The sequence below is a fragment of the Buttiauxella sp. AC038 genome (genome assembly GCF_979253565.1).
In genome coordinates this window covers 3183237-3197238 of sequence record NZ_CEEDCQ010000001.1, presented here as the reverse complement: position 1 = coordinate 3197238, position 14002 = coordinate 3183237, and the positions used below count along the sequence as shown (strand labels likewise).

The following is a 14002-nucleotide window of genomic DNA, read 5'->3' as shown; positions in this document are numbered from 1 at the left end:
CCGTACCTATCATTAGAGTCCCTATGTTTTAAATGACTACTGGGTTTTGGTCGAGAAGGATTTTGTGTATGAGAGTAAAAAAGCAGGCTGGTTTTTAGCCAGCCTGCTGTGGTCAATTTAGAATTGCAGGGAGTAATTCACGCCGTAAGTGCGCCCACGCCCTTTATATTCGTACAGCGAAGGGCTGCCGTACGTTGGGCTGTAAAGCAATGGTGCGCGCTGGCCCCACACGGTGGTGTAGTCTTTATCAAGCAGGTTTTCGATGCTGAAGCTCAGCTTGCCTAGTGGTAGAGCGTAGCTTCCAATAAAGTCGACGGTGTTATAACCATTGATCTTATTGTCGCTGGCATCGGTTAAATCAAAGGTCTGCTGGCTTTGAACTCGCAGGCTCCACGGGTCTGGTGCCCAGCCAACATACGCGGTGGCTTTTGAAGGGCTTGCGTAAATCACGTCCCATTTCTGCCATTTGCCATCCACTTTAGTTTCGGACTTAAGCACGTTAAAGTTAACGCCGGTGCTCCAGTTCGAGTCTGGAATAAAGTAATCCACAGCACCTTCAACACCGTAAATACGACGCTTGTCATCTTCCACATTGATGGTCATATCTGCGCGGTTGATGGAGATCGACTTGTCAGACAACGAGTAGTACGCCGCAATTTGGCTGCGCAGGCTATCACCGGTATAACGCCAACCCAACTCATAAGAATCGACTTTGATCCCCTGTAGTTTTGACTGCCCGACGTTCACGCTATTTACCAGTTGGTAATGGCCATTCACCAGTCGGTAAGTGCCATTACCGTAGTATTTGCCTGGATCAGGAAGCTCTACACCTTGTGAGAAGTTAAACCACGCTTGCTGGCGGTCAGTAATATGCATTAACAGACCGGCATTGAATAACGCGTTGTCGTAATCCGTGCTGCCGCCAGGGATTGCGTCCGCAGACTGAGCGATACCGTTTGCAATACCTTGTTGCTGAGTAAAGCCAACAAAATCATCGACTTTGTTCTCGGTCCACTGATAGCGCACGCCGCCGCTCAGGGTAAACAGTTCGTTGATGTCATAACTGCTTTGCAGGAACGGAGCGAGGTTAGTGATGGTGTAACCTGGATAGCGGCCAGTGGTGTAAATGCTCTGGTTATTCAGACCACCTGAAGCATTGGCTTTTGCCAGATAAAAGAACATTTGGTTCGAGGTAAAGCTCTCGTGATCGGCATCGACGCCATAGGTAATCTGCCAGCCATCCAGCGGTTGGCTGGTAAGAGCCAGTTTCGCCCCGTACTGATCGGTATCCTGCTGGGAGGCCGAGAAACTGGTTACGGCTCCACGCGTGAGCGTCGGGAAAGGATAGAAGGTCAGAGACTCATCACGATAGTAAATCTGCCCAACCACTTCCTGGCCGAGGAAGTCGCTGTTGGAGTATTGCAGGCTAATCAGATGGCGTTCGGTACCAGGAATGCGGTCAGAATTAAGATTGTCACTGACAAACGCTTTGCCATTACCGGTCACTGCGGAGAAATTTTCACCCAGATTCAGCCCGTAATCATCGTCTCCCTGGCTCTTATAATATTGAGTCACCACCTGCAGTTGCTGGGTTTCATCAATATTTATCGTGCCGGTACCCATGACATCCAGACGGTCGGAATACTGTAAACCGGTTTGCGTGTTATCGAGCAAAGTCTGGTCGCCATTGCCATCAAACCAGCCACCAAATTTCTGATAAGCCACAGATAAACGGCCAGAGGCATTATCGTTACCGCCAGAAATGGAGCTGGCGACACGTTCATCATGATCTTTACTGCTGTTAAAACCAGACTTAATCCCGGTTTCAAATTCGACCTGAGTGTCAGGCTGGCCCTTTTTCGTCACGATATTAATCAGACCGCCAGTACTACCACCGCCATACAGCGAAGTTGCACCAGAGATAACTTCGATGTGTTCGATGTTGAAAGGGTCAATAGAGTCGAGCTGGCGGCTATCGGTACGGGAAGAGTTCAGACGAACGCCATCCACTAAAACCACGATAGAACGGCCGCGCATGTTCATGCCGTAGTTGGTACGGCTTTGGCTACTGACATCCAGACCGGGAATTAACTGTGCAAGTGCGTCTTTCAGCTCCTTGCCTCCCTGAATCTGTTGCTCAAGCTCGGTGCCTTCAATAACCCAAGTGGTCTGCGCCATTTCAGCCACCGTACGATGCATACGGTTCGCAGAAACCAGAATATTTTCTTCGGAAGTTTGCTGCGCGAAAGCCGGAGCCATCATCGCCAGAAGCAACGGGTTAAGCACCCAGCGTGCGTTTTTATGCATCATCATCATTCCTTGGATGGGAAAATATTAACATTTGAAAATGTTTTGAAATAAGAACGAGCTGAATTCTGCCGATAACGGTTCTCATTATCAATCTCAATTGATAGTATTTCTCAAATTAATCTTATGAATAATCATATGATTTCTGTGGGTAATTTTTTTGGCGATGGCAAGACAAGGCAAAGGAGCTGAAATGGCAGAGGTACAAAGCTACAGATTGTTTAATGTGCAGCTAATGCATAAATCACACGTTTCACCTTCGCTGTTGAGTCTGGTATTTGGCGGTCCGGATGTGGCAAACATGAAATGTGATTCGCCCGACCAGCGAATCAAAATGTTGTTCCCGTCTGAAGATGGCTCAATTCCGAACTTGCCAGAACATGGGCAGTGGTATTCGTTGTTGCAAGAATTACCCAAAGAAAAGCGGCCGATTGTGCGCACTTATACCTTGCGGCACGTTGACTGCGAGCGTCAGCAAGTGACTGTTGAATTCGTCAGTCACGGCACGGAAGGGCCTGCCTCCGCATGGGCGATTAGCTCGCAATCCGGTGACAAAATACAAATTGTCGCGCCGAATGCCGATTACCCGGAAGACAGCGGCGGTTATGAATGGACGCCACCTGCGGATTTGCGCCAGGGATTAATTGTTGCGGATGAAACTGCATTGCCTGCGGCGCGAGGCATACTTGAACTGCTATCGAAACTGCAAAATCCTCCAGAAATTCAGGCGTTTTTTGAAGTCCCGGAGCAGGGGGATTGCGTGGATTTAAGTGAATTTGGTTTTGCGAAAATTCATTGGTTGCCGCGAAAGGCTGTCAACGCAAGGCATGGGGAGTGCTTACTCAAGGCGGTAAGTGAATGTTCCCAACTCCCTAAAGCTGCGGGGATTACAGAAACAGTTAATGAAGAGGCTGAAGGTGAACTGTTGTGGGATAAAGCCACAACGGCCAGTAACGCTTTTTACGGCTGGGTTGCGGCGGAATCATCGGTTGTGAAAATGCTGCGCCGTTACTTAATTGGAGAATGCGGTGTGAGCCATGACGCCATCAACTTTATGGCCTACTGGAGCAAAGGGCGAGAGCGTTAATACAAAAAGGGCGGTAAAGCCGCCCATGGTTAGATTTTCTTTAGTTCCGGTAACAATCGTAGTGTGGTTTTCACGATCTGCATCAGCTCTTCATAGCTGGCATTTTCGATTGCGCTGATCGACATCCCCTGAATGATACAACAGAGATATTTCGCCAGATTGCGTACGCTTGTGGTTGCCGGAATTTCACCTTTTTGCTGTCGCTGCTCCAGGAAGTGAACCAGAGTCGCTTCCTGCATCGACTGACGCATTTTTATCATCGCGGAGATATCTTCCGAAGAGACGGCCAGCACCGCAGAGGTACATATCATAAAGCAGCCTGATGGTGTCTCTTTGTCAGTAAACATCTCTGCCAGCAAAGAGAGATAATCTTCCAGGGTCTGTTCCAGAGTACGATCTTCGCAATAAAGGCAAGCCTCACGCTGCTGCGTTACTCGTGCGATATAGCGATCTAATACTGCCTTGAACATACCTTCTTTGTTGGTGAACTCTGCATAAAGCGTTGGCGCTTTTGCACCTGTTGCTTCAACTAAATGTGCCATAGAAGTGGCTTCGTAGCCGTGTTTCCAGAACAAAGCCATGGCCTTGTCAAGTGCAGCTTCCCTATCAAACACCTTCGGTCGGCCACGGCTTTTTTTAATGCAACTCGTGTCAGTGGACATGGGAACCGTTTAACCTTTGTCTGTTTAGTGAACGATCATTATAAAAATAATAACACGCGTAAGCCAGAGGTTGATTATTAAAAATAATTTAATCCTATGCTTATGAAAAATAGTGGGTTTATAAAATAATTAACGAGCGTTATAAAAATAGTTTGACGTGTGATGCAGATCACATCTATGATTTAGTTATCGATCGTTAAGTAAAGAACTTAACGGCCTACTAAATAATCTGCTCAAGGTAAATAACATGAAAAACGTAAAAACTCTTATCGCTGCTGCTGTTCTTAGTTCACTCTCTTTCGCAAGCTTTGCCGCTGTTGAAGTGCAGGCAACGCCAACCGGTCAACAGAAAGTCGGCACAATCACCGCAACAGCTGGGACAAACCTGGGTTCGCTGGAAGATCAACTGGCTGAGAAAGCCGAACAAATGGGTGCCAGCTCATTCCGTATTACTTCAGTTACCGGCCCGAACACTTTGCACGGTACTGCGGTAATTTATAAATAAGCATACCCTTCATACTTCAAGTTGCAGCGGTGTTGGTCGCGCCCATTCAATAAAAAAGGCCCTGTTGAAAAACAGGGCCTTTTTTCTATCCGAACTAGCGTGATAATCAGATTTCGTTGGTCGCTACAGTATGCGCGTTAACTTCAATTGGCATGCCCGAGCGGTGCAGCATCGCCTGTTCCATAACTGTCGCGTCAGTTTCAGGGGCGGCCTGGAACTGTTTCATTTGTTCAGTCAGCGTAATCGGCAGCACTTGAGGATCATCATTAATATTTTTCGACAGTGGCTGATGCACCTCAACTAAACGTCTGCCATCTGGCTCGATGGACGTTTTAATCGCGGTATTAATAATGCGAACTGGCGTTCCGACAGGCATATCTTTGTACAGCGCTTTGATATCGCCATCACGCAGACGAATACAGCCCGAGCTGACACGCATGCCAATGCCGAAATCTGCGTTAGTTCCGTGCAGTAGATAAACTCCGCCAAAGGCTGCGAGACGAATCGCATGATGGCCCATTGGGTTCTCAGGCCCGGCAGGAACAACAGCTGGCAGCTTGATGCCATTTGCCAGGTAACGAGCGCGAATATTTGCAGTTGGCGTCCAGGTTGGATTGGCCCGTTTATCTGAAACACTGGTCACCATCGTTGGCGTTACCGTATCACCGCCAAGCTGGCCGATACCAATCGGATAAACCGTCACGCTGTTCTTTCCTTTGGGATAATAGTAAACGCGTAGCTCGGCAAGATTGAGAACCAGCCCTTCACGTGGCGCATCCGGCAGTATCATCTGACGTGGAATGGTCAAAACACTGCCCGCACGGGGAACATAGGGATCGACGCCAGGGTTGGCCTGTAATAAAGCAAGGAAGCCCACATTGTATTTTTTGGCGATAGCCTCAAGTGAACCACCGTCATCTTTTACCTCATGGAAAAAATTCTGACCGATAAGACGGCTGCCTTCTGCTGGTAGAGGATAAGAGTTGGCATTCGCGTTAAAAGCGGTGAGTGCTGCGCTAACCAGCATAATCGACGCCAGCCACCGCATAGCGCGTGCCTTGCGAGATGATAAAACGCTCAAAGAGGTAATCACGATAAACCCTATAAGTATTATGGTTAATGTTATAAAAAAGTTAATCGATGATTATGGCAGGGGGAGATGTCGGGAAATCCTGGCGGATTGAAAGGATGTGTAAATGTTACGATGAAATGGAGGAGGACGGGTAAGCGCATGCGCCACCCGCCACCATGAGAACTACGCTATAGCGTTCTGCGCCAACTGATGCATAAAGTTACGTACCCATTCCATACGCGCTTTACGATCTGCGAGGTCTTCAATAAATTTGAGTCGCGTTGGCCCATCCAGACGGTAATGTTGCGGCTGTTTTTGCAGCAAACCAATCAACCAAACTGGGTTAACGTGGTTTTTCTCAGCAAACTCAATCACACCACCTTTGTCATGACCTTCAATCTTACGCACGCCAAGTTTTTGCGCCTGCTGACGCAATGCCGCAATATCCAGCAGATTGCGAGCGGCATCCGGCAGCAGGCCAAAGCGGTCAATCAATTCCACTTTTAATTCATCAAGCTCATGTGCCGTTTTGGCACTGGCAATGCGTTTATAGAACGACAGGCGGGTGTTGACGTCCGGGATGAAATCATCTGGTAACAACGCGGGCATACGCAGTTCAACTTCGGTTTGGCTACTGGTCAAATCTTCAAGCGACGGCTCGCGGCCCTCTTTGAGCGCATCGACGGCGTTTTCCAGCATCTCCATGTACAGCGAGAAACCGATAGTTTCCATCGAACCACTCTGGCCTTCACCAAGTAATTCACCCGCACCGCGAATTTCAAGATCGTGAGTCGCCAGCGCAAAGCCCGCACCCAGGTCTTCTAACGACGCAATAGCTTCCAGGCGTTTCTGCGCATCGGTGGTCATTGCTTTCGGATGTGGCGTCAGAAGCCATGCATAAGCCTGGTGATGCGAACGCCCCACGCGGCCACGCAACTGGTGTAACTGTGCAAGGCCGAAATGGTCTGCACGTTCAATAATAATGGTATTGGCAGTCGGAATATCGATACCCGTTTCGATGATCGTGGTACACACCAGCACGTTAAAACGCTGGTGGTGGAAGTCGTTCATCACTCGTTCCAGCTCACGCTCACGCATTTGGCCATGGCCGATAGTAATACGCGCTTCCGGTACAAGCTCGGCGAGGCGATCGGCTGCTTTCTGAATGTTTTCTACATCGTTATAGAGATAGTAGACCTGGCCACCACGCAGCACTTCACGCAAGATTGCTTCGCGAACCACCAGGCTGTCGTACTCGCGAACGAATGTTTTAACTGCCAGTCGGCGTGCCGGAGGCGTTGCGATAATCGACAAATCGCGCATTCCGCTCATTGCCATATTCAGCGTACGTGGAATTGGTGTGGCAGTTAGCGTCAGGATATCGACATCGGCACGCATGGCTTTAATGCGCTCTTTATGACGCACGCCGAAGCGGTGTTCTTCGTCGACAATCAGCAGGCCGAGATCTTTCATCTTCACGTCATTCTGTAATAGCTTATGCGTACCGATCAGAATATCGACTTTCCCTTCTCGTGCTTCTTCGAGAATTTGCGCCTGCTCTTTAGCCGTACGGAAACGTGACAGCATTTCGATGCGCACTGGCCAGTTGGCGAAACGGTCGCGGAAGTTATCCAGGTGCTGCTGCGCAAGCAGGGTGGTTGGCACCAGCACCGCAACTTGTTTGTGGTTTTCAACCGCAAGGAATGCGGCGCGCATCGCAACTTCGGTTTTACCAAAGCCCACGTCACCACATACCAGCCGGTCCATCGCCAGCGGCCGGCACATATCGCTTAATACCGCGTTAATGGCTTGTGCCTGATCCGGCGTAGTTTCAAATGGGAAGGCGTCGCAGAACAACTGATACTGCTCGCGGTCATGCTTAAAGGCAAAGCCCTCTTTGGCTGCGCGTTGCGCGTAAATATCCAGCAATTCAGCAGCAACATCTCGCACTTTTTCTGCCGCTTTCTGGCGTGCACGGGACCACGCATCGCTGCCGAGTTTATGCAGTGGCGCGTTTTCTTCGGCACCGCCCGCATAGCGGCTAATCAAATGGAGAGACGAAACCGGCACGTACAGTTTTGCATCGCCATGATAGGTCAGCATCAAATATTCAGCGGTGATGCCGCCCGCTTCCAGGGTGGTTAAACCGGCATAACGCCCAACGCCATGTTCAAGATGCACGACCGGTTGCCCGGTACGCAGCTCTGCGAGGTTACGAATCAGGGTATCTGGGTTAATGGTGCGACGGCTGTCCTGACGTCGACGACTAACGCGCTCGCCCAACAAGTCGCTTTCGCAAATTAATGCCCGGTTACGCAGGGTGTCGATAAAGCCGTGTTCGCTCGAACCCAACATCAGGTATCGGCCTTTATCTACCGCGTCATCAAGACGATAGATGCGTTTTGGCGCCACTTTAATGCGTGACAATAGCTCGCCCAACGCTTCGCGGCGGCCTTCACTTTCTACGGAAAACACTACCGGGCCGGCGAAAGACTCAAGGAATTTACGCAAATTATCGAGCGGTGCTTTCTGTTGCGCCTGAACCGAAAGGTCGGGTAATACGCGATAACCCAGATTGGTAAACGCGGCTTTGTCGGCCAGAGATTCGGTTTTTAACTGGATTCGCGGCCAGGCTTTTAGCTCACTGAAGAGTTCATCCACGCGCAGCCACAGACTTTCTGGTGGCAGCAGAGGGCGCATTGGATCAACACCACGGTTTTCGAAGCGGGCGAACGTATCCTGCCAGAAGCGCTCGGCGCTGGTTTCAATATCGCCGGTGTTTATCAGCAAGGTATTTTTTGGGAAATAGCTGAACAGCGGCGGTAATGGTTCGCTAAAGAATAACGGCTGCCAGTATTCAATCCCGGCCGGCAGCATGCCTTTACTGACTTGCTGATAGATATGTTCAGGTTCGCGCTTCACGTCAAACTTGTCGCGCCACTGGCTACGGAACAATTCAATAGCCGTTTTATCGGTCGGGAATTCGTGAGCGGGGAGTAAGTTGATGGCATCAACTTCCTGAAGTGTGCGCTGAGTATCGACATCAAACACACGCAGGCTGTCGATTTCATCATCAAAAAAGTCGATGCGATAAGGCTGCTCACTGCCCATCGGGTACAAATCTAGTAATGCGCCACGGGTAGCAAATTCACCGTGTTCCATAACTTGATCAACGCTGCGATAACCTGCCTGTTCTAATTGGCTACGCAGGTTATCACGCGATAAAAGTTGACCTTTTTTCATCACCAGCGCGTGGCCATGCAAATAACTATGCGGGCAGACGCGTTGCATCAAAGTGTTGACTGGCAATATCAGTACGCCGCGCTGCATGGTTGGCAATTGATACAGCGTGGATAAACGCGAAGAGATGATTTCCTGATGCGGTGAAAAACTGTCGTACGGCAGCGTTTCCCAGTCAGCAAGATTCACCACCAGGCTTTCCGTAAACTGGCTAATTTCGTCATGCAGGCGTAGAGCATTCTGCATATCAGGAGCAATCAGCACCACCGGCCCACTATGGCGCTCGACGATCTCGGCAACTTCGGTCGCACAAGCTGAACCGGTGAGTTCTCCAAGCTGGCGCTGATCGCCAGCTTTAACAGGTAAGGAATAGCGATAATTTTCAGACATGGTGGACGTCAGCATCTCTCAGGTTGCGCCGTGTTTACCCTTCATCTATCAAGCTGCAGGGTATTGATAAGCACTCGAAAACAATGTTGTTTATTATCCGCGATCGTTTTGTATTAGCAACCCAATCGCAACGCCTCCTGAGAAAGAACGTTTAGCGGATGTCAGTCGCGAACACCATTTTGGTGGGAGGGGTAAAAAGCATATCGCCCAATAGCGCACGCGATAATTTCCTGAATCCCAAACCTATTAGAGTGCACGTTGCCAGGCTGACAAACGGATAAACCAGTAAAACGGCGATCAGCAGGTTATCGGAGATTCTGTCTGCATTAATTTGCCCGATCATAAACAAACTCAACGCTTCGATGATGATGCGGTGGGTGGTGTAAATGGCAATGGTGTTAGAACCAACGATATTCAGAAATGCATCGGAACGGCTCTCGCGCCAACTATCCAGAATGTAAAACAGCTTCATGATGACAAAAATCGACACCACGGAAATCACTACTGGGACATTCACCAGATACAGCGCTACGGAGAGCAGAGCGCCTGCAGTACAAAGCAGCGGATGTTGGCGGAAATGGGTCGTTTTCATCCACGTCATCAATTGTGGGCCAAACCATGCGCCCAAACCGTAATAACACATATTGCGCACCACGCTGTTCATGCCCCACCACGGCAACGGCATAAAGCTGATTGCCACGTTTACTCCAAGCAGCATGATGATTACCGGAACTTTATAGCGACGCAGACTTTTGAATATCGCGAAATAGATTATTAGCGCATAGAGATACCAAAGACTGGTGCTGGCTTTTGCCATGCTGGTGGCAAATTGCAACAGGGTTTCCGAGTACGCGGCATTAGACGTGGGGTTACGTACCAGGTCGGGGGCTAGCCACTGATTGATAAGCGAAATTCCCAACCATTGCAAAACACCCCACAGCACCAGGACATAGAAAATATTCCAGATGCGCTTATCCACGCAGTCACGCCATTTCACCGACTCGATATAGCGGGTGATTAAAAAGCCAGAAATAAAGAAGAACACTGGCATACGAAAAGGTGCCAGATAGAGATTCAGGTAGATCCAGCTTTTCGCAATGTATTCAGGCAGACCAGCTTCAAGTTGCGTCAAATGCGGGTAAAAGGTGATCACCGAGTGATAGATAACGACAAGGCAGATACATAGCCCCTTGATATGGTTGATCCACAGTTGTTTATTTTTCATGCGCGGGCTTAATCTTCTGTTGGCCGATATTTGCTTTCAGGGTGGAAGATCGCCGGGCAATTTTTTACCTGATTTGTCTGTTTTTGTAAGAATCAGGCACATTTCAGAAATTCCGCATGATTAATTAATAAACGAATTGATGTGGCTTTACAGCGAAAACAAGATGTTATGAGTTTGATTTAATTGGTATTTCACATGTTCTGAAATATCAAAAAAACGTTACGTTTCATTTACTTGATGCGGTATCGCTTATATACTTCTTGCCAACTTTGCATCCGCAACTGCCACAAGACGGAATACATGTATCAACCTGTCGCGTTATTTATAGGCCTGCGCTACATGCGTGGGCGAGCAGCTGACCGCTTCGGTCGCTTCGTCTCCTGGCTGTCGACTATTGGCATTACGCTTGGCGTAATGGCGCTGGTCACGGTGCTTTCCGTGATGAACGGCTTTGAACGTGAGCTGCAAAACAACATTCTTGGCTTGATGCCACAAGCTGTAATCACCTCAACCAGCGGCTCTATTAACCCCGAAACACTTCCTGCGAAAGACCTAAAACTCGAAGGTGTTACGCGCATTGCACCGATTACTACGGGTGACGTAGTACTGCAGAGTGCGCGCAGCGTTGCAGTGGGTGTCATGCTAGGGGTTAACCCGGAAGAAAAAGATCCGCTTTCGCCGTTCCTGGTCAACGTGAAGCAAACAGACCTGGTCGCTGGGCAGTACAACATTATTCTTGGTGAACAACTTGCCGGGCAATTGGGCATTAAGCGTGGCGATAGCATCCGTGTAATGGTGCCTTCTGCCAGTCAGTTTACGCCTATGGGTCGTTTGCCAAGTCAGCGTTTGTTTAATGTGATTGGTACCTTCGCGGCTAATAGCGAAGTCGATGGTTATCAAATGCTGGTGAACCAGCAAGATGCATCACGCCTGATGCGTTATCCGTTAGGTAATATTACCGGCTGGCGCTTATGGCTGGCTGAACCACTCAAGGTGGATGTCCTGAGCCAACAAACCTTGCCTGCGGGTACCGAGTGGAAAGACTGGCGCGAGCGTAAAGGTGAGCTGTTCCAGGCTGTGCGCATGGAAAAAAATATGATGGGGCTGCTGCTGAGCCTGATTGTGGCCGTTGCTGCATTTAACATCATTACCTCGCTCGGTTTGCTGGTGATGGAGAAACAAGGCGAAGTTGCCATTCTCCAGACTCAGGGGCTGACGTGTCGCCAAATCATGGCAGTGTTTATGGTGCAGGGGGCGAGTGCGGGAGTTATTGGTGCGCTGCTCGGTGCGCTGTTAGGCGCGCTACTTGCCAGCCAGTTGAACAACTTGATGCCGATTATTGGCGCGTTGCTCGATGGTGCTGCGCTGCCGGTCGCTATCGACCCTGTACAAGTTATTGTGATTGCGATTATTGCTATGGCTGTCGCTTTGTTATCCACGCTTTATCCATCGTGGCGTGCCGCCGCGACACTTCCCGCTGAGGCTTTACGTTATGAGTAATTCTGTCCTGTTGCAGTGTGACAAACTGTGCAAACGCTATCAGGAAGGCAAAGTGCAAACGGACGTGTTGCATGATGTCAGCTTCAGCATCAACACCGGCGAGTTAATGGCGATTGTCGGCAGCTCCGGTTCTGGTAAAAGTACCTTGCTGCACCTATTGGGTGGCCTGGATACGCCAACGTCAGGCGATGTCATTTTTAACGGCAAAGCAATGAGCTCAATGTCCTCTTCTGCGAAAGCCGAGCTGCGCAACCGGGAGCTGGGGTTTATTTATCAGTTCCACCATTTGCTGCCTGATTTTACCGCGATGGAAAACGTCGCCATGCCACTGCTCATCGGCAAAAAGAATACCGATGAAACAAAGCAACGTGCGCTGGATATGCTAAAAGCGGTAGGGCTTGATCACCGCAGTAATCACCGTCCGTCAGAGTTGTCCGGTGGCGAACGCCAGCGTGTGGCGATAGCTCGTGCGCTGGTAAATAACCCGCGCCTTGTGTTGGCCGATGAACCGACCGGGAACCTCGATGCACGTAATGCAGATAGCATTTTCGAACTGCTTGGCGAGCTGAATGTGCGCCAGGGAACCGCATTTTTGGTGGTGACTCACGACCTCAAACTGGCGAAACGCATGTCTCGCCAGTTAGAAATGCAAGATGGTCGGCTGACTCATGAGCTGACTTTGATGGGAGCCGATTAATGGCTTCGCCACTGTCACTGCTGATTGGTTTACGTTTTAGCCGCGGGCGTCGTCGCAGCGGCATGGTGTCTCTTATCTCAATTATTTCCACGTTAGGTATCGCATTGGGTGTAGCGGTCCTGATTGTGGGTTTGAGTGCGATGAACGGTTTCGAGCGCGAGCTGAATAATCGCGTGCTTGCGGTTGTGCCACATGGTGAAATCGAGCCGGTTAATCAGCCATTCCACGACTGGAAAGGTGTGTTGCAACGTGTCGAGAAGGTTAAAGGCATCGTCGCTGCCGCACCATACATCAACTTCACTGGCCTGGTGGAAAGCGGTGCTAACCTGCGCGCCATCGTGGTAAAAGGCGTCGATCCAGAACAGGAAACTCACCTGAGCGCGTTGCCTGAATATGTGCAGAACAATGGCTGGAAGGACTTTAAAGCGGGTCAGCAGCAAATCATTATTGGTAAAGGTGTTGCCGATGCGCTGAAGGTGAAGCAGGGCGACTGGGTCTCCATCATGATTCCGAACAGTGATGGTGGCACTAAACTTCTGCAACCCAAACGTGTTCGCCTGCATGTCACTGGAATCCTGGCTCTAAGTGGTCAGCTTGACCACAGCCTGGCAATGGTGCCAATGGCTGATGCGCAGAGCTATCTGGATATGGGCGATAGCGTTACCGGTATCGCTATCAAGGTCAATGACGTCTTCAATGCCAATAAGCTTGTGCGCGATGCCGGCGAAGTTACCAACGCTTACGTCTATATCAAAAGCTGGATTGGCACCTACGGCTATATGTATCGCGATATTCAAATGATTCGCGCCATCATGTATCTGGCGATGGTGCTGGTTATCGGCGTTGCCTGTTTTAACATCGTTTCCACGCTTGTCATGGCGGTTAAAGACAAGAGCAGCGACATTGCTGTATTGCGTACCCTTGGGGCAAAAGATGGTCTGATTCGCGCCATTTTCGTCTGGTACGGTCTGCTGGCGGGGTTGCTGGGTAGTGTAAGTGGTGTGATTGTTGGGGTGCTGGCCTCCTGGCAATTGACCAATATTATCCACGTGATTGAAAAATTAATCGGTCACCAGTTCTTGTCAGGCGATATCTACTTCATTGATTTCTTGCCATCTGAACTGCATTGGCTGGATGTATTTTATGTGCTGATCACAGCATTGCTACTGAGTTTACTTGCCAGTTGGTATCCGGCGCGCCGAGCCAGTAATATCGATCCGGCGCGAGTATTAAGCGGACAATAAATTCTTCACCAAAATATATACCCTGAGTACTTCAAGTTGCAGGTAGGCTGCACCCCTGGAGCTTGAAGTATGA

The 14002-nt window shown here is 49.7% G+C and carries 10 protein-coding genes; 5 read left to right on the top strand and 5 right to left on the bottom strand.

Translation table 11 applies throughout. The annotated features are described in order from the left end of the window. Positions 1 to 117: 117 nt before the first annotated feature. On the bottom strand, positions 118 to 2307 hold the full coding sequence (locus AC0IXI_RS15300; protein WP_471683237.1) for a TonB-dependent siderophore receptor: 2190 nt from the start codon (positions 2305 to 2307) through the stop codon (positions 118 to 120). 193 nt (positions 2308 to 2500) lie between these two features. Between AC0IXI_RS15300 and AC0IXI_RS15295 the strand changes: the two genes are divergently transcribed. Beyond that, on the top strand, positions 2501 to 3394 hold the full coding sequence (locus tag AC0IXI_RS15295) for a siderophore-interacting protein (RefSeq protein WP_413497796.1): 894 nt from the start codon (positions 2501 to 2503) through the stop codon (positions 3392 to 3394). A 29-nt stretch (positions 3395 to 3423) separates the two neighbouring features. Here AC0IXI_RS15295 and AC0IXI_RS15290 read toward each other — a convergent pair whose 3' ends face one another. Beyond that, positions 3424 to 4056: a TetR/AcrR family transcriptional regulator gene (locus AC0IXI_RS15290; protein WP_151995507.1), complete on the bottom strand. Its 633-nt coding sequence runs from the start codon at positions 4054 to 4056 to the stop codon at positions 3424 to 3426. A gap of 247 nt (positions 4057 to 4303) precedes the next feature. Between AC0IXI_RS15290 and bhsA the strand changes: the two genes are divergently transcribed. Further along, a complete protein-coding gene (gene bhsA / locus AC0IXI_RS15285) occupies positions 4304 to 4561 on the top strand; it encodes a multiple stress resistance protein BhsA (protein ID WP_064517952.1) in 258 nt (85 codons plus the stop codon). 106 nt (positions 4562 to 4667) lie between these two features. Here bhsA and ldtC read toward each other — a convergent pair whose 3' ends face one another. The 3 genes from ldtC to AC0IXI_RS15270 all read right to left on the bottom strand — a co-directional run bounded on the left by ldtC (position 4668) and on the right by AC0IXI_RS15270 (position 10488). Beyond that, positions 4668 to 5609, bottom strand: coding sequence for a L,D-transpeptidase LdtC (ldtC, locus tag AC0IXI_RS15280; RefSeq protein WP_064517955.1), 942 nt, complete (start codon positions 5607 to 5609; stop codon positions 4668 to 4670). 207 nt (positions 5610 to 5816) lie between these two features. Beyond that, a complete protein-coding gene (mfd, locus tag AC0IXI_RS15275) occupies positions 5817 to 9263 on the bottom strand; it encodes a transcription-repair coupling factor (RefSeq protein WP_471683236.1) in 3447 nt (1148 codons plus the stop codon). A gap of 151 nt (positions 9264 to 9414) precedes the next feature. Next, the gene (locus AC0IXI_RS15270) at positions 9415 to 10488 is read right to left on the bottom strand and encodes an acyltransferase family protein (protein ID WP_064517957.1); all 1074 of its coding nucleotides are present in this window, start codon (positions 10486 to 10488) and stop codon (positions 9415 to 9417) included. A gap of 300 nt (positions 10489 to 10788) precedes the next feature. Between AC0IXI_RS15270 and lolC the strand changes: the two genes are divergently transcribed. From lolC to lolE, 3 genes are read left to right on the top strand one after another with little or no spacing between them, the layout of a single operon-like run. Then, a complete protein-coding gene (gene lolC / locus AC0IXI_RS15265; RefSeq protein WP_471682724.1) occupies positions 10789 to 11988 on the top strand; it encodes a lipoprotein-releasing ABC transporter permease subunit LolC in 1200 nt (399 codons plus the stop codon). Further along, entirely contained in the window at positions 11981 to 12685 is a 705-nt protein-coding gene (lolD, locus tag AC0IXI_RS15260; RefSeq protein WP_064517961.1) for a lipoprotein-releasing ABC transporter ATP-binding protein LolD, read from the top strand. Before lolC ends, lolD begins: the two co-directional genes overlap by 8 nt. Then, the gene (lolE, locus tag AC0IXI_RS15255) at positions 12685 to 13929 is read left to right on the top strand and encodes a lipoprotein-releasing ABC transporter permease subunit LolE (protein WP_134183432.1); all 1245 of its coding nucleotides are present in this window, start codon (positions 12685 to 12687) and stop codon (positions 13927 to 13929) included. Before lolD ends, lolE begins: the two co-directional genes overlap by 1 nt. Positions 13930 to 14002: the final 73 nt, after the last annotated feature.

Coding starts and splice junctions, on each gene's coding strand:
- AC0IXI_RS15300 (WP_471683237.1), bottom strand. CDS start 2,307: ATGCATAAAAACGCACGCTGGGTGCTTAACCCGTTGCTTCTGGCGATG.
- AC0IXI_RS15295 (WP_413497796.1), top strand. CDS start 2,501: ATGGCAGAGGTACAAAGCTACAGATTGTTTAATGTGCAGCTAATGCAT.
- AC0IXI_RS15290 (WP_151995507.1), bottom strand. CDS start 4,056: ATGTCCACTGACACGAGTTGCATTAAAAAAAGCCGTGGCCGACCGAAG.
- bhsA (WP_064517952.1), top strand. CDS start 4,304: ATGAAAAACGTAAAAACTCTTATCGCTGCTGCTGTTCTTAGTTCACTC.
- ldtC (WP_064517955.1), bottom strand. CDS start 5,609: ATGCGGTGGCTGGCGTCGATTATGCTGGTTAGCGCAGCACTCACCGCT.
- mfd (WP_471683236.1), bottom strand. CDS start 9,263: ATGTCTGAAAATTATCGCTATTCCTTACCTGTTAAAGCTGGCGATCAG.
- AC0IXI_RS15270 (WP_064517957.1), bottom strand. CDS start 10,488: ATGAAAAATAAACAACTGTGGATCAACCATATCAAGGGGCTATGTATC.
- lolC (WP_471682724.1), top strand. CDS start 10,789: ATGTATCAACCTGTCGCGTTATTTATAGGCCTGCGCTACATGCGTGGG.
- lolD (WP_064517961.1), top strand. CDS start 11,981: ATGAGTAATTCTGTCCTGTTGCAGTGTGACAAACTGTGCAAACGCTAT.
- lolE (WP_134183432.1), top strand. CDS start 12,685: ATGGCTTCGCCACTGTCACTGCTGATTGGTTTACGTTTTAGCCGCGGG.